This is a genomic window from Cohnella faecalis (assembly GCF_003570905.1).
GTDB classification, from domain to species: domain Bacteria; phylum Bacillota; class Bacilli; order Paenibacillales; family Paenibacillaceae; genus Cohnella; species Cohnella faecalis.
In genome coordinates this window covers 1-24,897 of sequence record NZ_QXJM01000049.1, presented here as the reverse complement: position 1 = coordinate 24,897, position 24,897 = coordinate 1, and the positions used below count along the sequence as shown (strand labels likewise).

Annotated in this window: 9 protein-coding genes and 2 pseudogenes; all 11 read right to left on the bottom strand. The window is 52.8% G+C overall.

Features of this window, described 5'->3' with window-relative positions; genetic code table 11:
* Positions 1 to 15: 15 nt before the first annotated feature.
* Positions 16 to 522 carry a chemotaxis protein CheX gene (locus D3H35_RS27100; protein ID WP_158594302.1) on the bottom strand — a complete coding sequence of 169 codons (507 nt, stop codon included), beginning with the start codon at positions 520 to 522 and terminating at the stop codon, positions 16 to 18.
* The gene (locus D3H35_RS27095; RefSeq protein ID WP_119152245.1) at positions 512 to 3,070 is read right to left on the bottom strand and encodes an ATP-binding protein; all 2,559 of its coding nucleotides are present in this window, start codon (positions 3,068 to 3,070) and stop codon (positions 512 to 514) included. The genes D3H35_RS27100 and D3H35_RS27095 overlap by 11 nt, the downstream gene beginning before the upstream one ends.
* A gap of 119 nt (positions 3,071 to 3,189) precedes the next feature.
* Positions 3,190 to 4,704, bottom strand: a complete 1,515-nt coding sequence (locus D3H35_RS27090) for a L,D-transpeptidase (RefSeq protein ID WP_119152244.1) — start codon at positions 4,702 to 4,704, stop codon at positions 3,190 to 3,192.
* Positions 4,705 to 4,858: 154 nt separating this feature from the next.
* Positions 4,859 to 13,450 (bottom strand): cadherin-like beta sandwich domain-containing protein, encoded by an 8,592-nt coding sequence (locus D3H35_RS27085; protein ID WP_119152243.1) that lies wholly within the window; start codon positions 13,448 to 13,450, stop codon positions 4,859 to 4,861.
* A gap of 86 nt (positions 13,451 to 13,536) precedes the next feature.
* Positions 13,537 to 15,126: a stalk domain-containing protein gene (locus D3H35_RS27080; protein ID WP_119152242.1), complete on the bottom strand. Its 1,590-nt coding sequence runs from the start codon at positions 15,124 to 15,126 to the stop codon at positions 13,537 to 13,539.
* Positions 15,127 to 15,156: 30 nt separating this feature from the next.
* On the bottom strand, positions 15,157 to 18,471 hold the full coding sequence (locus D3H35_RS27075; protein WP_119152241.1) for a FecR family protein: 3,315 nt from the start codon (positions 18,469 to 18,471) through the stop codon (positions 15,157 to 15,159).
* Positions 18,472 to 18,495: 24 nt separating this feature from the next.
* A complete protein-coding gene (locus D3H35_RS27070) occupies positions 18,496 to 20,316 on the bottom strand; it encodes an adenylate/guanylate cyclase domain-containing protein (RefSeq protein WP_119152240.1) in 1,821 nt (606 codons plus the stop codon).
* A 180-nt stretch (positions 20,317 to 20,496) separates the two neighbouring features.
* A pseudogene (locus D3H35_RS27065) lies at positions 20,497 to 20,732 on the bottom strand (ferredoxin).
* A 504-nt stretch (positions 20,733 to 21,236) separates the two neighbouring features.
* Positions 21,237 to 22,061: an ATP-grasp domain-containing protein gene (locus D3H35_RS27060; protein ID WP_199728621.1), complete on the bottom strand. Its 825-nt coding sequence runs from the start codon at positions 22,059 to 22,061 to the stop codon at positions 21,237 to 21,239.
* Positions 22,062 to 22,166: 105 nt separating this feature from the next.
* Positions 22,167 to 23,152 (bottom strand): annotated as a pseudogene (locus tag D3H35_RS27050) (NAD(P)-dependent alcohol dehydrogenase).
* 1,236 nt (positions 23,153 to 24,388) lie between these two features.
* A partial coding sequence (locus D3H35_RS27045; RefSeq protein WP_325050171.1) for an MFS transporter occupies positions 24,389 to 24,897 on the bottom strand: 509 nt, incomplete at its 5' end.

Sequence of the window (24,897 nt, the reverse complement as noted above, 5' to 3'; positions counted from 1 at the left end):
CTAGCTAGTATAGTCTCAGACGGTGACAATGCTCGCGAGCTCCGCCTTCTCCATCTTCGGAATGTAGAAGAAACGGCAGCGGCCGCTAGGCGTCTCGTAAGCTTGAGTCTCGTAGCGGCCTGCCCTTACGCCCATATCGCGAGATAGAATCATAAGCGGATTGCCTAGATAAATTCCGGTCTCCTCCCTAGAGTTCAAGGATGCGGCCGTAATGACGTTCGCCACTTCCGCGACCGTCTCTACCGCATATTGGGCGGCCTCGAGATCGGTAATCTCTTCGATCATGAACTTCCTGGCCAGCTCGCGCGACAGGCTGTGATCGGCGGAGAACAGAAAGCCTCCTTGCAAGCTTCCGCTTACTTGTATGAACGCGGTGACGTCCTCCAATGGAAGGCCGTCACTTCCCTGCTCCGTTGAAATCCGCTTTAACTCGCCGATACCGAGCGTGCCCAGGTATTGTTCCGCCGAGGAAAGCAAGCCTGGGAATAAATCCGGGTCACCCGCTTCGTAATTAGGCTCCAATCCGATCGTCCCCTCCCCATGAACCTTCCGGCAGCGTAAAAACGAACGATGTGCCGGCTCCGATTTTCGTGCGAATCTCAATCGTTCCGCCCAATTGCTCAACCTCTTCCTTGACGACGGACAATCCGACGCCCCGTCCGCTCCACTCCGTCACCTGCTGGGAGGTGGAAAGCTTCTCTTCGAAAATAAGACCGAGAGCCTCCTCCTCCGTCAGTTCTTCGGTTTCAAGCCCTTGCTGCCTGGCTTTGCGAATTAGCGCGTCCGCGTCGATCCCCCTGCCGTCGTCTTCAAACGTAATGAGGAGGTTGCCGTCCACGCGTTCCACCGAAAAGGAGACGGTTCCGTACTCGTCCTTGCCTTGCGCGGCCCGTTCGTCCGGAGGCTCGATACCGTGAACGACGGCGTTGCGGACAACGTGGACGAACGATCTTGCGAATCCGTACAGATGCTCGGGATCGACGGGAATTTCTCCGCCTTTGAGCTCGACGGGATGGAGCAAAATGCCATTCCGCTCCGCCATCTCTTGCAAATAAGAGGAGTATGGCCGGAATAGCGTCTCCGCTTTCTTGTACCGCCACGTCCGGAATTTCTCCAGCCAGATCCGGTCATCTTGCTGCTGCAACGTTTGGTCGAGCATGCTTTCTATTTCCGACCATTGCTCCTTGTCCAGCTTGACGCCATGCTCAAGCAGAAGCTGTTCGTAGGCGGGACCGAGCACGGAACGAAGCACTTCCATATCGTCTTGGAGCCAATCCTCCAGGCGTTGTCCGCGCAAAAAATTCGTCAGCTCGATTAAGCTGAGGCTATCGTTGTCCATCAGTCGGAGCAAATCCGTCTCAAGCTCGTGAAGCCTCGGAATAATATGTACGAATCGCAGGAAGCCGAAGCTTCCTTTGAACGTGTGAACCATTCGGTAAATCCTCATCGCTTTCTCTTGAGGAGATTCCGCGTCCGAGGCCATCAGCTCCCTTATTTCGGTATGGCGGAAGCTTTCGAAATCCCGAACGATGTTGGCGTAATCCTCCGGATGGGTGACCGACTGGACGACCATCTCCAGCACTCGCCTTTCTTGCTGCATCTTCGATTCGAGATCCCGGGTTTCCGTCAAATCCGTTAACAGAAGCATGACGGATTCGCCGGATCCGTCCGCGCTCTCTTCCTCGCTGAGAGGAATATATTCCGCTTTGACCGTGCGGCCGTTGATTCTCATTTCGTCCGGCAGCAAGGAAAAGATCATATCCCGCTTGAACTCATCGCGCTCGGCGAAATAATCGGACAGTATCGCTTGCATGAGCGAAGCTTCCTGTTCGTCGTGCGGATACAACAGCTCGGCAATAGGCAAACCGCCGGGCTCGCCTTCAAACAGACGAACGCATTCCACGCTGTATTCTTCCTTAACCTTCAGTTCGGGCCCGACGGACAAGATACCGTGACGCGTATGATCGAGCAGCGTCCGAATATCGGCCGTCCGGTTGCGAACGGTTCGCTCCAGCAATTGATTCCAGTCCGCGATTTGCTGGATCGCTTCCACAATCTCCGCATCCGCCTGCAGCACTTGCTTCGGCATTTTTTCCAGCTTGCGTCCTGCCGCTACTTCTTCCAACGAAGCCGTGAAATGCCTTAACGGCAAAACGATTCGCCGGCGGAGCAAGTAGACGACGAGAACGATCAGCAGCATCAAAATTCCGATTGCGTACAACGACAGCGTGCGAACGTTATCGGCCGCTTGAGCGGAGGAAACCGACACGCTCTGCGTACGAATAGCTCCGATGACATGGCCGGCCATGTCCAAGAACGGCTCGGTCATGAGCGATTGGTAAGAGCCTTCGATCCGCTGAAGCTGAAAGGTCGTCTTTGGGATCGAAGCTTTCTCAGGCATTGCCTGCATGCCGCTTCGTTCGGAGCTGCTGTCGGAAGTGAGAAATTGCCCGGAGTTAAGCAAGACGGAGACGTCCGCTTGAAGCGTGTCCTGCACCTTTCGCAGATCGGCGTCTTCCAGCAATCTTCCCGTTACGAGATAGCCGGCGGTCGGCTCTTTGCCCGTCTCGTCCGTCACGATGGACGCCGCAATTAGAGCAAGCCCCCTGGAAGTATCCAACACCCCCGTAAAGGTAGGCGAGGAACGAAGCTTGTCCAGTAAAAAAGGAAAGCCGATATGAACCTTAAGCTCTGCGATATCGCCGGATTGAACGAGAACATCGCCATTGAGATCGGCTGCGGCGGCAAAGTCGATATTCGGTACGATGGAGGGCATGTCCCCGATGTTGATCTGCAGCCACTCCTTGTCATCGTTCAGCAGCGCTTGCCTGCTTTGCTCCCAATAACCGTTCGTCACCGTCACGCCCAATATCGAATCGCCCAAGCTTTCAATCGACTTCTGTGCCGAGCGATTCGTTAGCCGGGCCTTCTCCTCTTCCATCCTCTTCGTATTATCGGTGCTACTCACATAAAAGTAAGCTAAAAACAAGCCGACCGGCAGCACGACCAGCAGAACAATCCAGCCCAAAAGCTCGGCCGTGAAGCTTCGATGCTTGCGACGGGACTTCAACGGGCTTTCCTCCGCTCAATCGTTGATTCTTCTTATGTATTTCCTTTCATCTTACAACAATTTCCGATTTTTTTCGATAAAAAAGCTCTCTTGCCGGCAACAAGAGAGCTTCCGAATGGTTAATCCAGCCAGTCGTATACTTTGTTCGGGTTCGTCTCGTTCTTCTCTTGCGGGAGACGGAAACGTTGCTCGGGAATGCGAACCTCGACGGGCAGTCCACCCTTCGAGATGGTGACCTTCGTTCCAAGCGGGACAAGATCGAACAGTTCCTCGAGATCGGCTTTTTTCATACGGATGCAGCCGAGCGATTCGTCCTTGCCGATACTGTCGGGCTCGTCCGTGCCGTGAATGCCGTATCTCGTATCGGACAACGTCATCCCCCGGCTTCCGAATGCGCCGTCGGTCCGACCGTTCGGATTGCGAACCTTTTCCGAGATGACGAACGGCCCTTCCGGGGTTCGCTTCCCTCCAAGTCCGACCTCGTAGTTGCGAATGAGTACGTCTCCGCTGACGACCGCGAGGCGGTGCCTGGTTTTGTCCACTATAATTTCAAGAGGCTGCTCGGTAAAAGGCCGCCAAGCTCCCGCCGGAGTCGCTTGTCCCGCAGCCGACTCCGGTGAAGAGAACGAGACGGGCCAACCTACGCCGACCGTTTCGTCCCGTTTCCCGTCGATCGGCTTCTCCGCGGTCAGCTCCTTCAGCCATCCGGACATCTCTTCGGACCAGCCGGCTATCCGGTTGTTCGGATAATCGCCGTTCAAAGCGGCGGCGGAGCCGGGCAGCTTGCCGTATTGCTGCTTATAGCTTGCCAGAGCGGATACAAGCGCCAGCTTCTCCTCTTGCAGCGGCTTCCATGCCGCAGGGATGGAAGCTTGGGCGCCGGACGCCTCGCCGGGCTGGCAATTGCACCACTTCGAATCGTACCAATTCACGGCAGCGGCTTTGGATTGCGAGCTGCCCGTGACGGATGCGATCGGGGAGCCTCCCTTCAGCCAATCGTAATAGCGTCCGAGAGTGGGAGAGCTCACAAGCAGAAGCGGGCTTGCGTCCGGATTATGAGTGAGCAACTGTCCGAGCGCCTGCTGACCGTCACCATCGGGGTACGCCGCTGCGGCGATCAATCCGGGGTCGGAGCCTCCTCCGGCGGTCGGAGTGGTTCCTTTTTCTCCCAAGCCGCCGCTTGCTTCAAGTGGCAAGCTTGCTTCAGGCGTCTTTTCCGGCAACCCGCCGGATGCCGAATCGGCAATCGTCGGCTTCGCCGATTTTGCTTCTTCCTGCTTCTGAGCCATAATTTCCTTCATAATAGGAATGCCGACTCCTATGAGCAACAGCAGAATGCCTGCGGCAACGATCCAGCCTGCGCGGTTCCCTTTGTCCTTTTTCGGTGCCTCGGCCCGTATTCCCGGATTCGGCTTCCCTTCGAACGCTTCGTAAATATCGCCGGATTGCCCGAAGCAGTAGAGCGCCTTCGCATCTTCTCCTTTCGCTTCATACTGCTTCCCGAGCAAATACCAAGCCATCCGGCTATCCTCGTGCTTAAGCAAATACTCTTTGAGAGGCATGTCGTCGTCCACATTCGGAACGTTATCGTAAAACTGCTGGATTTGCAGCTCAATTTGCTTTTCTTTGTTCATTCCGGCCTCCTGCGATTGCTCTACCTGTCTCTTACCTATTTATTTCGGCATTTTCGCTTCCGAGCAATAGGTCAAGAACGACAAAAAAACGCCCGATCCTCAACCAAGCTTTCGCTTTTGACGGTTGAAGAGTCGGACGCTCCGTGTTCAATCCTTACAGGCCGGATTGATAAATTTTCAGGTTGTACACCATGCTGTTTCCGTTGGTGTCGGTAATTTTGACGAAATAATTGTACTCCGCACCCATGGATACGAAGCGTTCCAGACGAAGGACGTTCGTCTCGGCATCGATCTCTGTAATGGCGATATCGAGCACCGAACTTCCGTCTTCATTGTACAGCTCGATTGTGCTGGCGCTGTCGAAAGCAATCGAAGTCATTACGTTGCTTACGGGATGCATCTCCTCGTTCTCTCTCCAATAACCGTTAACGACCGATCCGTAACCGCTATTGTGAGAGTAGGTCTCAAGCTCGTGATTCGCATCGTCCGCAGCCGTCACCTGGATTTTCAGTTCATCAGGCAAGCCTCGGTATACGTAAGTAGGATGCCTGTAGAAGTGCCTGCCGGCGGAATCCGTGAAGGAAGTATCGTTGGCGACAAATGCAGGGAACGTATCCAGCGGTCCTGAGGTGATTCCCGAGTGCGTGTCATTAGCTAAAGCATGATAGTAAACATCGCTGGCGGATTCCGGCAAGACGAAATAGGTCGCGTCTCCAAAGCTGATGCCCGATACCGTTGTCGGTTCGCTGCCGTTAATAAAGCTAATGATCGGCTCATCGGAGTATACTAGCGACAGTGTGTAGCTCTCGCTGTAATTATCGGGTCCCGTTATCGTCAAATTGTATTGCTGCATGCCGGGATGCAGGTAAATCTGGTATCCGCCGTTATCCAGTCCATATATATTGCTGCTATAGCCAGCATAATCGACCGTCGGAGCCAATGTCCACGAATACCCGCTTTCCAGGCTCAAATTGATCCGGGTGCTGTATTCTTGAGAAACGGCGAAAAATCCGACGCCGTTCCGATTCCAGGCAAGAGATTGAAATCCGTAGCCCGCGCTCGAAGTCCATCCGGCAACATGCTCCGGAAGCTCCAGCAGCCTGAGCGTAATCGGCAGAGCGTCCCGTCCGTAGCCCTCGTACCCCAATTCCAATTCGCCCTTGCCGTCCGACACCGTTACAGGAATTGTCTCCCCTTCAAGCGGGGAGCCGTTCAAGGTCCAAACGTTGGGATTGAATGCTCCGATCGAATAATTTGTCAATCCGTTCGGAACGAAGATGCTGTATTCCTGTCCCCAACGGGTCAACTCGAACGAACCGACTTCCTCGTCGCTGGCATTTTTAACCGTTAACACAGGGTTTCTCCAAATCCAGTATACATGGTCTTCGTAGAACGTTCCCGTAGGTACGAATACGCGAACGGTCAGTTGGTTCCAGCCGGGAAGCAGGCCGCTAAGCTCGTACGTATTGCCGTAAATCTCCTCGACGAGGTTGCCGTTCAGCGTGACCTCGGCATAATTGTAATCGAATTCGGTACCTAAGGTCAGTTCTCCGGAGCTTACGCTGTTAGGCAACTCGATTTCGCCAGATTGCTCATCCGGGTAAAAGTAATTATCCATCGCTCTAATCCAGATGTTCGACACGTTCGTCGGCTCGTCTTCCGGCAACGGGTGATCTCCGACCAGCAAAGCCAGTTCGACGATTGTGTTCGTCTCACTGGAAACGTAATTCAACTGATAGAGGTAGTAGCCATCCGAGCTTGCCGACAAAGAATAGTCTTCTTGACTGCCCGGCTCTGACCAGTAGAGACTCTCGTCATTGATACTCACTTCGCTGAGAGAGGCATTAGTAACGGCATGAAGAGCCAAAGTTGACGGAATCGCCGCGATTTCGGCAGCGAATCTAACTACTCGATAACCGTATACCGTATGGTCGAATACGGGCGTCAAAGGCACATCCACTCCGTTAACTACGAAGTTCAGCTGGTCGAATTCCTCGGGAAGAGCATCTTCAGCCGTCGTGATATTGACCGAAAATTCGTAGACGGTTTGAATGGCAGCGCCGTCCGCAGCTTTTACGATAATTTTCAAATCGTTCATTCCCGGAGCTACCGGAAGCAGCGAAGTTCCGGACGTCGAAACGATTTCCGTCCAATCCTCGGAAGACGAAGATTTCACCTTATACACGATTTTTGCTGCAGAAGTATCATAAACTGACTTAACCTCCAGCTTACCGTCCGGACGGGCGAGAATATTGCCCAGGAAGAAGTTCGTCGTGACGTCGCTGTTAAACTCCTCCACGGAGGAGCCATTCACTTGCACGCCTTGCAAAGCCGTGTTATCGCGAATGAATTTGACTTGATAGGTTTTGGTCGCTCCCGACTGTGCCGTTACGGTAATCGGGATGATATTGCCCGGTGCGCCGACTGCTGTTAGCGGAACCGTAGCCTGTCCGCCGGAAAACGGATATCCCGACGCCGTAATCGTCGATAACGGATCTTCCGTAGTCGCGTATATGGTTAGATATTTCGTTCCGTAATCGACTCTGGCGGTAAGGTTTATCACTTCCTCAAAGTAAGGCGGTGGAATGGAAAGATCGTTAGAGAAGGCCAAGCTTGCCAAGTTCGCATTGCTTGACTGCTCACGTTGTACCGTTACCGTCCATACTTGAAAGTCTCCATTTTCCGCCGTAATCCGATAGGCTACCGGATCGGTGAAATCATTGGACGTCGATCCGCTGGCTTGCGCAATTCCATCAATCGTAGCCGCAGCGTTCGCGGACAATACGAACTTCGCAACCAGCGCGGTCACTTCGGCATTGTACGGCAACGTTACGTTGACCGTATGGTTAACGGGATCGATTACGCCGTCAGCAGCCGTTCCGAGAAACCCGAACGATTCAAAATCGTTCTCCCCGCTTAGAGGCGGGTTGAGAGTGAGCTTGTAAGTCCGAGAGAGCGCACCGGAAGGCGAATAAAGAACGATTTCAATTTCTTTGCCATCTTCCACCGACACCAGCACGCTATTTCTGGAGCCATATCCGTATTTTACCGTTTGACCGTCGACGGTGACTTGAACCGAACTCAGATCATTGACCAAATACGGCCGCAACCGAATGGAGCTGTATTGTTCAGGTACAACTAGGGTTCCTTCGCCGGCTACATTAAACTCGACGGTGGATAAATCTCCGAAGCTTGGGGTCATCGCTTTCACATTCATTAGCTCCGGCGCAAAGGAAGGAATCGCTTCGATCCGGTAAGCGAAAGAACGGCCGTTGGTTGCTTGAAAGACGACAACTGCGCCGTTTTCGATAGGGATCTTATAGTATCCGCTCTCCGTACCCGGCTCCGAAGCTTCCCCGTCGATCCAAATTTTAACGGATTGAACGGCAACTCCGTTCGGAAGCGGCGTTCCGACTTTGAACATGGCATACTCTTGATCTCCCGCAGCGGTTTCCGCGAACCAGACGGTCGGATTGGCGTAGTAAACGCCAAGATGAGTATTCCCGGCCGGACCCTCGAAGGCGATGCCGGCGAATTCCGAAGGAATGTCAGCGCCTCTATAGACGCTCAAACGATATTCCCTGGACTGCTGTCGGGATTTGTCCCATACCTCGATGACGAAATCGAACCATCCTTGTTCATTATAAGGAATGCCCTCGAATCCGAACGATTCCATGCTTAATTCCGTACGGCTCTCTCCAACAACCCTATACATCGTTACGTAGTTTTCGTCAGACTCCGTTAACGGAGAGAACGCAATCGAATAGCCGGCAGTTTCCGTCGGTACATATCCTACAAAGTCTCGATCTCCTGTCCGGTTAGTAGGAAGGAGAGTAAATTCCGAATAGTTCATACCCGGATCGTAAATGGACAGTTCTTCCTCCGGCGCATCTCCGCGAAGCACCGTCAGTTTGACTTCATAGGAAAGACCATCGTAGGAGTACTCGATATATAGCTCGGTGTATGGCGATTCCTGATCAAGCAACTGCTCCAGATTAAAGGAAATCGGTCCTTCGCTGTTGTCGTAGTCATGAATCTCCTCCCCGTTGCTGTTGCTTACAGAAGCCGAGGTAACGGCACCGCTGAACGCAACCTCCAACTGGACGGACGTATCGGTTTCATTCACGACGGTCGAGTACTCGGTTGTAATGATGTCTTCCCATTCGGACGACGAGTACAACCATTTCAACGGCAAAATTCCTTGAGCGTTCTCCAAAGTAAACTGCGTTATTCCGTCGGAAAGTTGGCTCGTTACCGTAACAACCCAGTTTTGAACCGTTTCATTCTCGGCGGTTACCGTGTATGTAACGGAATTTGTAAAATTGTTCGACGTCAAGCCGCTTTCTTGCAGCGTACCGCCTACTTTGGCCGTCGCTCCCGTAGACAGGGTGAATGTCGGAATTAGGCCGATCAGGCTTGTTCCTTGCGCAACTTGAATCGTTACCGTATGCGCAATCGGGTCGATAACCGCTGGCCCGGTTTGCTCAGACAAGCTGAACGCCGTAATCGCGTTCTCCCCGCTCGGTGCTACCGTTACCGTGACGGTCCAGTTCTGTTCGCTACCGTTAGCAGCAGTTACCTTGTAAGTAACGGGACTTGTAAAGCTGTTCAGCGTCGTCCCGCTCACTTGCGTCGTACTGCCGACTTTGGCTGTCGCTTCCGACGACAGGGCGAATGTCGCTTTTAGGCTGGTCACGTTTGTTCCATGCGCCACTTGAATCGCTACCGTATGCGCGACCGGATCGATAACCGCTGGCCCCGTTTGCTCAGACAAGCTGAACGCCGTGATCGCATTCTCGCCGCTCGGCGCTACCGTTACCGTAACCGTCCAGTTCTGTTCGCTACCGTTAGCAGCAATTACCTTGTAAGTAACGGGACTTGTAAAGCTGTTAAGCGTCAAGCCGCTTTCTTGCAGCGTACCGCCTACTTTGGCCGTCGCTCCTGAAGACAGGGCGAATGTCGCCTTTAGGTTGGTCACGTTCGTTCCATGCGCCACTTGAATCGCTACTGTATGTGCGACCGGATCGATGTCCGCAGGTCCGGTTTGCTCAGTCAAGCTGAACGCCGTGATCGCATTCTCCCCGCTCGGCGCTACCGTTACCGTAACCGTCCAGTTCTGTTCGCTACCGTTAGCAGCAATTACCTTGTAAGTAACGGGACTTGTAAAGCTATTCAGCGTCGTCCCGCTCACTTGCGTCGTACTGCCGACTTTGGCTGTCGCTTCCGACGACAGGGCGAATGTCGCCTTTAGGCTGGTCACGTTTGTTCCATGCGCCACTTGAATCGCTACCGTATGCGCGACCGGATCGATAACCGCTGGCCCCGTTTGCTCAGTCAAGCTGAACGCCGTGATCGCGTTCTCCCCGCTCGGTGCTACCGTTACCGTAACCGTCCAGTTCTGTTCATTACCGTTAGCAGCAATTACCTGGTAAGTAACGGGACTTGTAAAGCTGTTCAGCGTCGTCCCGCTCACTTGCGTCGTACTGCCGACTTTGGCTGTCGCTTCCGACGACAGAGCGAATGTCGCTTTTAGGTTGGTCACGTTCGTTCCATGCGCAACTTGAATCGCTACTGTATGCGCGACCGGATCGATGACCGCAGGCCCCGTTTGCTCAGGCAAGCTGAACGCCATGATCGCGTTCTCCCCGCTCGGCGCTACCGTTACCGTAACGGTCCAGTTTTGAACATTTCCGTTCGCTGCGGTTACAACGTAGGTTACCGAGCTTGAAAAATTGTTTGCTGTCGATCCGCTCGCTTGCAGCAAATCGTTTACCTTGGCCTTCGCTCCTACGGACAGAGTGAATGACGCTTGCAGATCGATTAGGCTTGATCCGTGCGGCAATTTGACCGCTACCGTATGTTCAGCCGAATCGATGACCGAAGTGCCGATTTGGCCGGGCAAGCTGAACGCCGTAATCGCATTCTCCCCGCTCGGTGCTACCGTTACCGTAACGGTCCAGTTTTGAACATTTCCGTTCGCTGCGGTTACAACGTAGGTTACCGAGCTTGAAAAATTGTTTGCTGTCGATCCGCTCGCTTGCAGCAAATCGTTTACCTTGGCCTTCGCTCCTACGGACAGAGTGAATGACGCTTGCAGATCGATTAGGCTTGATCCGTGCGGCAATTTGACCGCTACCGTATGTTCAGCCGAATCGATGACCGAAGTCCCGATTTGGCCAGGCAAGCTGAACGCCGTGATCGCATTCTCCCCGCTCGGCGCTACCGTTACCGTGACGGTCCAGTTTTGAACATTTCCGTTCGCTGCGGTTACAACGTAAGTTACCGAGCTTGAAAAATTGTTTGCTGTCGATCCGCTCGCTTGCAGCAAATCGTTTACCTTGGCCGTCGCTCCTACGGACAGAGTGAATGACGCTTGCAGATCGATTAGGCTTGATCCGTGCGGCAATTTGACCGCTACCGTATGTTCAGCCGAATCGATGACCGAAGTGCCGATTTGGCCGGGCAGGCTGAACGCCGTAATCGCATTCTCCCCGCTCAATATCGGAGTTTTATTAACGACCAGACTAAACGTTCCTTTAGTTTCGCCCGACTGGCTTTTCAAAACAAAAGCAACCGTCGTGCTGTTCGGAAACGACAGAGGAACCGACTGTCCGTACTTGTACGAAACGTTGTTCACGACGATAATATCCGTCGGCTCCGCAGGGAAGAACTTCGCTTCCGCTGCGAAGAGCTCGCCAGGGACGGTCGTATTCCATTCCGTCGCCGAACCGACGGTTTTCGCAACGGGATACGAAGCCGCTCCCTTCCACAGATCGATGCCGTACAGCAATCCCGATTCCGTACCGGACTTTTTCCAAACTTGGAATTTGTACGTCTGGGACGATCCGACAGGAGCAGTCTCAACCACTCCCAACAGCGAATTCAAGCTGAGGGAAGCAACTTGAGTGTACGCCGCTCCACCCAAAGAACCGTAAGGAACGATTCGAATCTCGATATCGTTATTTCCCGGATTCAATGTAACGTTAAAGGACTGTCCGGGCATATACTCTTCTTTTAGAACATAGCCGCCGTTCTCCCATACCCACAACTGTACTTTCACCGAATCGGTGAGACTGCCGAAGGTCATCGGAATACTCGCGGTCGTTTCGGACACGGCAGGGATGTAATAGCTGGATTTTGCCGGATCGAACTGGATTCCTAGATTGGTAGGAAGAGTTACCGCGCTGATCAAGCTTCGATAGACGGAAATATGATAAGTGCGCGTCGTCGTTCCATCTTCGGCGGTTACGACCACGTCAATCGATTTGGTCGTTCCGGATGCTCCCAATGCAATCGCGGCAGATGCGCCCGACGTTACGTTGGTGCCGTTAACTTTGATAGTCGCTTTACTATGTGCGGTCGTCGGCGTAACGGATACGGATACGACGTTTTTAAGCACATTTGCCTCATAGTTGGTCGTGCTTGCTGCAAAACTTATATTGGCGCCATTCGATAGAGACAGCCCGCTCAAATCGGCATTTTGGGATTTAGGCGCTTGCGAGCTTCCGCCCGAGCTTCCGCTGCCGGAGGACGTTGAGCCTGTATTGCCCTCGTTTTTAGCTTGCTCCTCTTCGAATTTCTTTTTCGCGGCTTCGTCAAGCTGCTTCTTATAAAGCTCCTCGGCTTGCTTCCGCTTCGCTTCTTCCGCTTTTTTATTCGCTTCTTCGGCCGCTTTCCGCTGCTCTTGAAGCTTCTTTAGTTCGTCCTGCATCTTCTTCTGCAATTCAGCAAGCTCTTGCTGCTTTTTCTTTTCCGCCTCTGCTAATGCCTGAGCTTGCTTCTGACGGAATAATTCCTGCTCGCGCTTCTCTTGTTCCGAAAAATCCAATTCCTTCTTCGACAAGTCTATCGTAACGCCCGAGCCTTGCTGAGCGTCGGAAATAAGCTTATCGACCCTTTCTTTCGAAATAAGACCGGACGTCAACGCCTGATCGACGATTGCTCCGAGCAAGTTTTCGATATTGCGCTTATGGCGCTCTTCTTCTGTAGCAGAACCGGAATTGATTTCTTCCAAATACTTTTGCATCAATTGTTCATTTTCTTTGGCAATCTCGGCTGCCGATTGGAGAATCGCATCGACGACAGCGCTGTCGGACTGAGACAGCAATCTCTGCAAATCGATAGGAGCGATCGTAATTTTGCCGTTGCCGTCATCGTCCTGAGTAGCCAGAACGTCCTGGGTCGGAACGATGTCCCGGTACTCGGAGGAATTGTCGGGCGTCGATACGCGAACGACGCCGGCTCCTACCGCGAGTCGGGAGTTGCCGGTTACCGGATCTACGTACGTGTACAAGTGCGTACCGCGTACGCCCATGATCGCGGTTGGCGTCTCAAGCGTAAATTCGTCGTTCTTCGAAGAAATCGATTTGACGTCGACCCATGCCGAACCGCTCAGCATGCTCACTTTGGTGCGGGTTCCTTTGCGATCCGACAGCTTGGAGAACGTCAGAGTCGTATTGGCGGACACCGTCATTTTATCGTCCTCGGACGTGCCGTTCGCGAATTGAAGCACGGCTGAGCCGCCGCTGCCCGTACTCAGGATGTCCCCTTCGTTCAGGCTCATCTTCGCGAACGCTTTGAATTGCTTGGAGCCGCCTGATTTTTTTACCTGAACGGTTCCTTTCAGTTCCTTGATGATCGCTACGCGGGAAGTGGCCGCGAAGGTATCGTCCGCGAACAACCCCAGAACCGGCAAAGCAAGCAGCAGTGAAGCTAAGCTTAACATCAGCAATTTTCGTATTTTCATATTAGGGCTCCTTCATGGAAAAGCCCCGCTCTCCCGATCTGTATAGTAGATAAGGTATAAACGGGGCAAAATGTTAAAACGGGAACTTATAGAGATTTGCTGCGGATAATGACTGCGTTGGCTTGTGCGTCCCACTGAATATCGTAGCCGCTCTCGGTTGCAAAGAAGCGAACCGGAACGAGAAACCGGTCGTTAGCCGTAATCGGCGTTCCGTTCAGCACCAGCTTCTGATTGTCGGTCGATGCCGTTCCAACCGTCGTTTTCGTTACGTTCTTGGAGCCTTTCGTGATGCTGTAGGATACGCTGCCCTTGGACATGACCGCCGTTGAAGTCTTCGGATCCCATGTGAACGTATAGCCCAATGACTCTCCCAAGCTGCGCAGAGGGATAAGAACCGAGCCGTCCTTCAACCGAGGCGCGACCTCCGGCTTCAGCAGCTTGCCGTCGAGCAATAGTTGGACCGTCTTGCCTGCAGCAAAGTTCGCCGGCTTCGAGTAAGGCTGAAGAACGCGCAGCTTGTTGCCGTATTCGTCGGAAATAGCGAGACGACCGTCCGATAAGACGGCTACGTCCGTCGGATGATTGAATTGCGCGGAGCCTGGCACGCCGTCCGCTTGACCGAACTCGGTCGCTACGCCGGTCAGTGTCGTAACTTGACCGTTGCGGATGAGCCGAACGGCATGATTCAAGCTGTCTGCGACGATCAGAGTGCCGTCCTGAGCGATCGCGATGCCTTCGGGTGCGTTGAACCGTGCGGTGCCTGCCGCTCCGTCCACGTAATCGCCCTCGATATAAGGAGCTTGAGCCGCATAGCTTCCGCCCCCGGCCACCGTCGTAACCTTACCGGTTCCAAAATCGATATATCGGATGCGTTGATTGCCTCGGTCGCTGACGTACAAGTTGCCTTTGGCGTCGATGGCAAGACCGCTCGGCTCGTTGAACCGAGCCGTCGCGATCGGACCGTCCGCAAAGTCTCCCGCATATTCGACGGCTCCGGGAAAATATTCGATCGGACGAGTGAACGTGGCCGTGACTGTGGATACCGTTCCGTCGGGCGAAATTTTTCGAATAACGTTGTTAAGCGTGTCCGCGACATAAACGTTGCCTTGGGCATCGACCGCGACATCGGATGGGCTGTAAAAGGCAGCGTTCGCGCCTTTGCCGTCCGTCTGGCCGATATTGCCGTTGCCGGCCAGCGTCGTCACCGTGCCGTCTTTGGCGATCTTGCGGATCGAATGGTTGCCTGAATCGGCGACGTAGATCGCACCTTGACCGTCCGCCGCAACTCCCATCGGCAAATTAAATCCCGCTTCGGACGATTGGCCGTCCTTATTCGAACCGAGCGGAAGCCCCGCCGAATCGTCTCCGATGTATAACCCCGTCAAGGTCGATACTTGACCCGCTTTGACAACCCGGATCATGTTGTTGCCGGAATCGCTGACGACAACTCGCCCATCGCTCAGCTCCAGCAAAGAACGCGGGTGGAAAAACGTCGAGGCGGAAGCCGCTCCGTTGGCGTGCCCCCATTCGGATTGGCCGGCAAGGGTACGAATCTCGAACAAGGAAGCGGACTTGAGCCAGCCGTCGGCCGGAGCGGCCGAAACGACGGAGGGAAGCGACAGTGACAGCGTGAGTCCCAACACGGTTAGCAAATTGCGTTTGTTTCTGCTGCTCATGGAATCAATTCTCCTTCTCCTACTTTTTTTCTACAACGGGAAGCCGACTTGGAAAATGAGTACATAGGTAATTCGATGTCCGGTTCCATTCTCTACCGTAAGGTAAATAGATTTGGAGGCGCCGGCTTGTACGCCATACAAAATATAGGCAGCTCCCGCTTGCGATGCCGTCATCCCGTCATCGGAAGAAAAGCCTTTAATCGTCCCGCTAAATGAAAGAGTCAAGTCAACGAACGGGTTCTGGGTTAGTCCCTGCGTCATGTTGATCTGGTAGGTGTAGCTTCCAAGATAGGTTACCGAATTCACGGTGCCGCCCGCATAGGCAATCTGGGACGGCGTCAGATCGATAGCGGCCGGTACGCTGCCATAATAAACGGTTAGCAAATATTTTGTTGCGTCCGAATAGTCGAGCGGACTGTGTACCTCTACCGACACATCGTAAGTGCCAGGCTCGGAGAAATTCAAGGTTCGATAGCCGTCTCCGTCCGGTTCCGAAATGTGAACCGCAGAGTTATCCGTTCGAAGCTCGATATCGCCGAAGTCGGAGTCGAGCGCGAACATGATCGGATTTGCGATATCGTCCGTTACAACGGCAAAACCTTTCTCGAAATCGTCTCCTTCGTAATTATAGGTAGGAATGGTAACCCGCTCATTGCCAGCCTGGTTTATCAAAAATTCATTCTCGTCCAACTGAGAAGAAACGAATCCTCTTTCGATAACGAATTCCGTTGCCTTCGTTCCATTCATTAGCTTGAACCGATAATAGCCGTTGCCGTTGAATTCAACCCTGTACTCCGGTTCCTCTGCCGTGAACGTCTTGACAAGCTCGCCGTAAGAGTCGTAAAGCTTCAGCTCGCTTCCACTCGTCGGATCGAAATGAAGATCTGTCCAGCTAGAGTCGCCGCTTACCGATGCGACGAAGCGCTTCGGCGATCCTGACGGAAGATTTCGGGCCTGTTCCCAGATCATTTCCTCGTCCAGATCGTCTATCAAATGCCAATCGGCAACTCCTTGAGGAAGATCGTAGCGATGTACGATCAGATCATAATAATGAGAGCCGCCGCCAATATCTTTCATCTCGACCATTAGGCTCGTCGATTCGTTCGTCAGCGGGACCGTAATGACTCCCGCATTATTCGGGTAATACTCGTCCGAATTGTAGTCGGATTCTTCGAACACGATGGCCTTCTCCAGCGTTAAATCGGTGCCTTCCGCCGAATAGAATCGAAGCTCGTTGACGGATGCATCCACTCTAGCTTGGAAACCCCGGCTTTCCGAATTGCCGAGTCGATAGTCTACCGCATTCCCGGAGCTGTCCTTCAAATCGAAAGGATGGTCATCCTCCCCGAATACGATATCGTCGTCAATGAGCCAATAGATGATCGGATGTCCGACTTGGTGATTATTCGCGTCGAATAATTCGACCAGGAAATAATCGTATTTGCTTGAAATCGTGAAAAGTGTCTCAACGTTTGACATCATCGTTACCGGAGAAAGCACTTCCGTTTCCGAACCGGAATACGTAATTTGTTTAACGACCGCCTTGACCGCGCCTCCGGTGAGCTGCAAGGTCCACTTCAAGTCGGTGCTCTCCGACGGCACCCTTGCTCCGAAAATGCCTCCGTACCCGTATTCCCACTCGAACGGGTTCCAAGTGATTCCCGATCCGCTGAGCTCATTGTATTGTTGACTAGACGATGCCAGCCCCTCCGGCTGATCGCGTTTCGTAAGGGCTACTCCGACGAAGACGGACGAATTGTCCGCTTTTATCCCCGAAATGGCAATATAGGTATGTTCGAATATAAGAGGAACAATGTAGCCGCCCATCGTCTCGTCAAAAGTCGCATAGTAAGACATTTCGCTTTCGCCGCCGTCTTCCGAGTAACGAACGGTCGACACGGTCGTCGTCGCGTTCAAACGCGGCGATACGACTGCGTAAATGGCACCGAAAGGCACTTCAAGCGAATAGTCGGACTGCAGCGCTCCGAAAGGAAGAGCTTTGACCCACTCGTTGGCCGTTCCGCTGCCTATAATATTGTACTTGATCCCGTAGAAAGCCGATGAACCGCCGTTCCCCGTACCGCTGCCCGTTCCTGTCGTCGGAGAAGGCACGACTTCCCCGTTCGTTTGCCTGTCTTGCTCCAGCCGCTTCTTCTCAAGCTCCGAAAGCTGGCGCTCGTACTCCTCCAGCGCTTTCTTTTTTATTTCGCTTTCGGCGGCTTTATTCGCCGCTTCCTGCGCCCGCCGCTGCGCTTCCAGCGCCGCTTGAACTTGTTCGTTCAGCTTTTCTTTCTCTTTTTTGGCTTCTTCCTGCTTCTTCTTCTGAAGCTCGGCGAGCTTTTCTTTCTCTTTGTTAAGCTTGTCCTGCTCCAGCTTGGAAAGCTCCAGCTCCGTATTCCGTAAATCGATCGATGTGCCGGCTTCCTTGGCAAGACGTTCGATATCCGCAGCTGTCAACTTGCCTTTATCGATGGCATCCTTGGCAAGCGCGCCGATCAGGTTGCTCACATTTTTCATGAGCTTGTCGAGCTCTTCGGGAGAGCCTACATTCAAGCCCGGCGTCCGATTGAGCAAGCTTTCCAGATCCGCTTTTTTCTTCTTGATGAGCTCTTCGTTTTCCTTATCGATCTGGGCTTTATTTCTGATAAATTGCTCGATCACTTCTGGAGACGCATGGTTGATAATTTCATCGACATCCAGAAAAGTAACCGAGTCGTCCATTTCCTGCGAAGATCCTTGAACGTCGACGATAATTTGCTGCGTCGGATAGATCGTTGTCGTCGGATTTCCGCCGTTTGGCCGGGCGGAACCGTTCGTCTTTTTGGCGACGTTAGCGAACCCCGATGCCACCATCGTCAGCGTGCTTCCCGACAGCGGGTCGACGGTCGCAAACAAATGCGTGCCGCGGACGCCCATGATCGCCGTCGGCGTCTCGATCGTGAAGGCGTCGTCCTTGCTCTTGATCGATTTGATTTCGGACCAGGTCGTTCCGCTCAGCAGGCTGATCTTGGTCGTTGTGCCGCCTCGATCGGTCAGCTTCGAGAACGTCAGCGTGGAACCTGCGCCGGCCGTAACCCGATCGTCCTCGGACGAACCGTTCGAAAACTGCAGAACGGCCGAGCTCTTCGGACCGACGGTCAGAACATCTCCTTCGTTCAGACTCATCTTCTTGTAAGCTTTGAACTGCTTCGTGCCGCCCGACTTTTTCACCTCGACGGTTCCGGTCAGCTCTTTAATAATGCCGACTCTCGATGTCGCAGCGTAAGTATCGCGGGCAAATACTCCTAAAAAAGGAATCGCGACAAGCAAGAACGCCATGAACGTCAAACTGCTTTTTTTCGACACGAATCACCGCTCCTTTCGTTCGTGTTAATCCGTTACGCCAAGCACTTCATAGACCCTGATCGGGTGGGATTTGCCTTTGAACATCCGGTCCTCGCCTTCGTCGAAAAGGAAATGCTCTTTCACCTTTTCATAGACTTGCTCCGAGACGTGAACCTGTCCCTTCTTCGTCTGCGATTCGATCCTCGCCGCGATATTGACATTGTCTCCGATGGCCGTGTAATCCACCCGAAGATAAGAACCGATATTGCCGACGACGACTTTGCCCGTGTGAATGCCAATTCCGACGTTCACTTCCACGCCGTACTTCTCTATAATGTTGTCGCGGATTTTGTTCATGCCTTGCTGAATCTCGTAGGCAGTTTTGACTGCCATCCGCTCGTGGTTTTTCAACTCCAAAGGCGCTCCGAACAAAATCATGGCGGCATCGCCGATGAATTTGTCTATTGTGCCTTCGTTGCGCAGCGTCGTTTCCGTGATCATGTTGAACATCGTGTTGAGCGTATCGACTAACTCCGGAGGCGTCAGCTTCTCCGACAGCGGCGTAAACCCGCGAATATCAAGGAATAGAATCGTAATTTCCTTCAAATCGCCGCCGAGTTCGATGTCGATATTCTGGTCGACGATTTGCTTGACCAGGTCCTTCGATATGTATCGTCCGAATTGGCGGGTTACGAAGCTCTTCTGAACGCTCTCGGAATAAGCTTTCAGCGACAGGTTGGCCAAATAAGCCAAAATGGCGGCTAGAGCGATGTTGGCGATGCTCATGGAAGTTGCTTGGGATTCGTAAAGAACGAATTGCGCGAAGTAGACAGCGGTTAATGACGCTGCGAAGACGAGGAAGGAGACGACGTTTTTCGTTCTCCACGGCAGCCAGATGAAAAACAAGAAAAGCGTGAAGGCAAGCAGCATTTCGATCCATTTGGGAGTGTAGTTAACTTCGGATCCCTTCAACAATTGGTTGACGATGTTGGCGTGTGTGTAGACGAGCTTCATATTTTTCTCGATTGGTGTAATGCCGCTATCTTGACCGCTCTCGTCGCCAACGCCGACAGAAGTGAATCCGACGAGCACGATGGCGTCCTTGAAGACGGTCGGATCGATTTCCCCGTTCAACACGCTGATGAAGGGAATCGTCATAAAATCTGCTGTTGACAGCTGATAGTCGATGGTGATCGTGTTTTTGGCGATTTTTTTGCCCGGATCGGTCATGTCGTCGTATTTGCTCAAATCCGCCCCGTACATCTTGGCGGCTTCATAGCCGAGCGATGGAATGACGGTGCCGTCCTCCGTCTTGATCTTCAGCCAAGTCTGGCGGATGACGCCGTCGTCGCTGATGACGCGGTTAATGTTCGCCAGATGCGTATGGTCGGCGAACTTTTTCAGTGGCTTGGACAGCTGATAAGCCGTTAGCAGCTCGTGCCGGCGAACGACGGTCGTACCGAATACGTCGCCTTCCGTAATTCCAATGACCGGCAAAACGATGTTCGAATACTGAGAGAAAGATTCCGCCAAGGCGTCATCGCTGGCTTCGTCCTCCGAAGCCTCGTTGAACAAAATATCGAACACGATAGCCTTCGGCTCGTTCTCCGGCTGGTTCATCGCATCGAGGAATGGCGGATATACCGCTCGATCCCATGGAAATCGACCAAGCTCAGCGAGAGAGTCTTCGTCTATTCCGACTACGATAATGCTTTCGTGAGGGTTGTGATCCGCGGCTTTCTTCATGTTGTAATCGAAAAAGAGATAATCGATCGGCTTCAAGAGGCCGTTCGCATAGACGATGCCGACAGCAAGCAGCAATACGACGTTAAGTAAAATGGCTATCCTTTTTATTCGATCCCGCAATGGTTATCCCGCCCTATGAAAATCATTCCAGACCCCTTACATTATACCGCACGACCCGTAAATTTTGTTGCATTATAGGAAAAAAATGACGAAAAATGACGGGAGTCATAAAGGATGACAAAAAAGAACCCTTCCATAGGCCTTGTGGCCTACGAAAGGGTTCTCCGAATCCGATCTTACTTACTTATTGAAAGGCGCGTCCGCGATTTGGATCGAATCCGTCGGGCAGCCGTCCGATGCATCTTGCAAATCGTCGTAGAGATCTTCCGGAATTTCGGTGTTGCCGTGATTGCCGTCGGATCCGAAAATGACCTCGGCCAACCTTCGTCGTCATAGTCGTAAATGTCGGGAGCGGTCGCGCCGCAAGCGCCGCATGCGATACAGGTGTCTTTATCTACATAAGTGAATTTAGCCATTATTCAATAACCTCCCAGATTCGGTTCCTGAATAGCGAATGAGATAGCGCTATCTTATGTTCAATATAATACAAACAACCCCGAGATCAAACGAAATTGCAAGGCAAAAAGAACAACTCTCTTAGTTAATAATCGTTCTCACCGGCGTCGTCCTTTTCGCAAAAATCGGTTTGAAGCGACGTCCCCTCACCTTTTTTGTTGCGAATCAAGACGAAGATCGTCCCCAACATCCCCGGGTCAGCACGGCGCTTCTCCCGTATGACTCGAGCGATTCAAGCCCCTGAATGCGGGCAAGGGTACCGCTTTGCGGGGGGAACGAGAAACATAACCGCCGCGCTGGCCATACCGTCGTCCTTTGTTGCGATAGTTGGTTTTTTGCCTAAGGAAAGTTCGACAAACGCTTGGAGCAAATCGACACACGTAACTCGTTGGATAAGCTCACAATATAATTTCCGGCCGTTCTTGGATTGATTTCGACGATCCGGGGACCCTCCGCGGTAAGCTTCACTTCCGTATGGCAATGCCATGATCAAAGCCGACGGCTTTCAGCGCGTCCCGGACAAATTGCGTAACCTCGGTGCGTGCTTCATCGCTCAGCTTTGCCGGGAACATGTGACCGTTTTCGATGAAATAAGGAGTCCCCGTAACGGATTTGTCCGTAACGCCCAGCACGGCGGTCTCGCCATAATAAGAGACGCTCTCTACGCTAACCTCCTCTCCGCTCATATATTCCTCAAGGAGATAAGTGCAGTCTCTTTCCTGATCTCGGAAGTTAAGCGGAAAAGCTTCCAGAGCCTCGTAACCGTCTTGCAATTCCTTCTCATTGCGAATGAGGCTAACAAATGCGCTGGATGCCAGATCAACCGGCTTTAACACTAACGGATAGCCGATCGCAGCAGCCGCTTCTTCCGCTTCGGGCAGGCTATGCGCGAGACGATAGCTCGGGTTGGCAAGACCAGCCCGGTCAAGCGCTTGGCGCATGAGATGCTTTTGCCGTACGGTTTTCACTTCATCCGGAAAAGGACAAGGGAGGCTAAAGGCTTTGGCTACCTCTCTCGCGATCTCGATGTAGTAATCGCAGACCGTAATGACTCCGTCAAAACGATACGGCTGCAGAAGCTTAATCAAGCCAGCGCTGTCATTCGTTTCCGCGACGAGCACCGAGTCGGCATACCGTACCACCGGATGCTTCTCCGTGCTGTGCGCGCTTTGGTAATGCTCGGGCTTGCGGGTAACGAAAGTATAGGTGTGTCCAAGCGAATGAAGGAGAGGCGGCAACAGGTTGCCGCTCGCTCCTACCCAACTTTCGATCATTAAAAGATGCGCCATCGAAAACCTCCAATAACCGTTGTCATAATCGTAATTATTACAATAAGTATTGGAGTGAATATACTATACAATAATATCCAGTGTCAATTGTATAGTTGAAAATGGTTAAATTTTGTTGCGATGCTCCACCGTGATGACGACATTCCCCTTCTTATGCCCTCTGTCCACGTAGCTGTGAGCCTCGGGAATTTGCTCCAGCGGATAGCGCCTATCGATAACCGGCTTTATTTTTCCCGCCTCCATAAGCTCTGCGAGGAAAACCAAATCTTCCGATCTCTCGTTGGACGCCCCGGATATGACTTTTTTGCCGCTCGTCATTGACATCCACAACCCTCGAACAACGTGCGACAGCTCCATAACGGCCAAGAGATAGAAGCCTTGCTTCTTCAACGATTTTTTGCAAGCTGAAAATGAGCTTTTGCCACAGTGTCAAAAATAATATCGTAAGTTTCGCCGTTTCGAGAGAAGTCCTCTTTCGTGTAATCGATGACTTTGTCGGCTCCCAGCGATCTTGCCAATTCTACGTTCGCGGTGCTGCATATTCCGGTCACTTCCGCTCCGAAGTGCTTGGCGAGCTGTACCGCATAAGTACCTACGCTTCCGGAGGCGCCGTAAATGAGCACTTTTTGTCCGCTTCGGATATTTGCTTTCCTAAGAAAATGCAAGGCCGTGACTCCCCCGACAGGAAGGGCTGCGGCTTCCTCATAGGTCATATTGGCCGGTTTGATTGCCAGCGCCGTATCTTCCGACAGACAAATGTATTCGGCATAAGTGCCGAATCCAAATCCGGTTGATCCGAAAATCAGGTCGCCTTTGCGAAATCGGGTCACCTCTTTGCCAACCTCTTCGACTTCACCGGCCAATTCAATTCCGAGAATTTCTTTTTTGGGTTTTCTGAAGCCCAGCACGATTCTCATAGGGAGCTTGAACATCGGAGGCGGATTCATGCCGCGAATTCGGCAGTCGCCCGCCGTCACCGTTGTCGCGTATATTCGGATGGATACTTCCTTGTCCTTGGGCGTCGGTTTTTCCACCTCTTTGAGCTGAAGAACTTCGGGCGATCCGTATTTGGTGCATACCATTGCTCTCATAAGCTTCCTCCGTGTCTTCGTTTGCAATTAGTATATGTGCAGTTCATGGATGGCATAAAGATACTAAAGTATGGGTTTGGAAAATGGAGGGGGGTCAGAGCCGAGGCTGTCCCCGTCCCGGAAGGTCTGTAAAGACCCTTTATAGTGCGGTCAAGCGCGCAACAGTGGGACGAGGTACCATACATTCGGCGGGAAGTGCAGTCGAGCGCGCAACAGTGGGATGAGGTACCGTACATTCGGCGGGAAGTGCAGTCGAGCGCGCAACAGTGGGACGAGGTACCATACATTCGGCGGGAAGTCCAATCGAGAGCACACACAGTGGGACGAGGTAACGTACATTCGGCGGGAAGTACGGTCGAGAGCGCAATAGTGGGACGAGGTACCATACATTCGGCGGGAAGTCCGATCGAGAGCACAACAGTGGGACGAGGTACCGTACATTCGGCCAAAAGTGCGATCGAGAGCACAACAGTGGGATGAGGTACCGTACATTCGACCAAAAGTGCAATCGAGAGCGCAACAGTGGGACGAGGTACCGTACATTCGGCCAAAAGTGCAATCGAGAGTGCAGCAGTGGGACGAGGTACCGTACATTCGGCGGAAGTGTAGTCGAGAGCGCAACAGTGGGACGAGGTACCATATATTCGGCGAGAAGTGCGGTCGAGAGCGCAACAGTGGGACGAGGTACCGTACATTCGGCCAAAAGTGCGATCGAGCGCGCAACAGTGGGACGAGGTACCATACATTCGGCGGGATGTGTGGTCGAGAGCGCATCAGTGGGACGAGGTACCGTACATTCGGCCGAAAGTGTGATCGAACGCGCATCAGTGGGATGAGGTACCGTACATTCGGCCAAAAGTGCGGTCGAGCGCGCATCAGTGGGATGAGGTACCGTACATTCGGCGAGAAGTGCGGTCGAGCGCGCATCAGTGGGACGAGGTACCGTACATTCGGCGGGAAGTACGGTCGAGCGCGCAACAGTGGGATGAGGTACCGTACATTCGGCGGGAAGTGTAGTCGAGCGCGCAACAGTAGGACGAGGTAACGTACATTCGGCGGGAAGTGCAGTCGAGCGCGCAACAGTGGGACGAGGTACCGTACATTCGGCCAAAAGTGCAATCGAGCGCTCCCTCACATTAATGCTAATTATTGCCGGCACATCCCCATAAAAGAAATTAAATCATTACCTCAGCACAAAACACGCCTGCTTAACGCTGCCTCCCAAAGTTCGAAAAATCAAACCTTCTTTTTTTCGGTGAAAAAATAAAGCAAAGCTGCAAGCGGCATAACAATTCCAATTAGAGAAGCGAGACTCCAGCCGCCATGGGCATAGGACCAACCGCCCAAAGACGACCCGATGGCTCCGCCAATGAAAAAGATGGACATGAAAAGCCCGTTCAGACGACCTCTTGCTTCACTCCCAAAGAGTAAATCGCACGCTGTCCGAGCACCAGATTTCCGATACGGCCATATCCAGCGTAATAGCGGCAATAACGAGCAGCGCGAGAGACGTTGTCGAATGACCTTGAAAAGATAGGTCAACAAAAAGGACAAGACGGCAACAATCATAGCCAGCCCGGTCAAAAACCCGCTCCAGCCTTTATCCGCTAATCTTCCGGCAATCGGCGCCGCTATTGCGCCTCCCACTCCCGCTAAAGCAAACCACGCAATGCCTTGCTGGCTCATTCCGAAGTCATCCGCCAATCGGAGAGGTGCCACCGTCCAAAAGAGGCTGAACGCTCCAA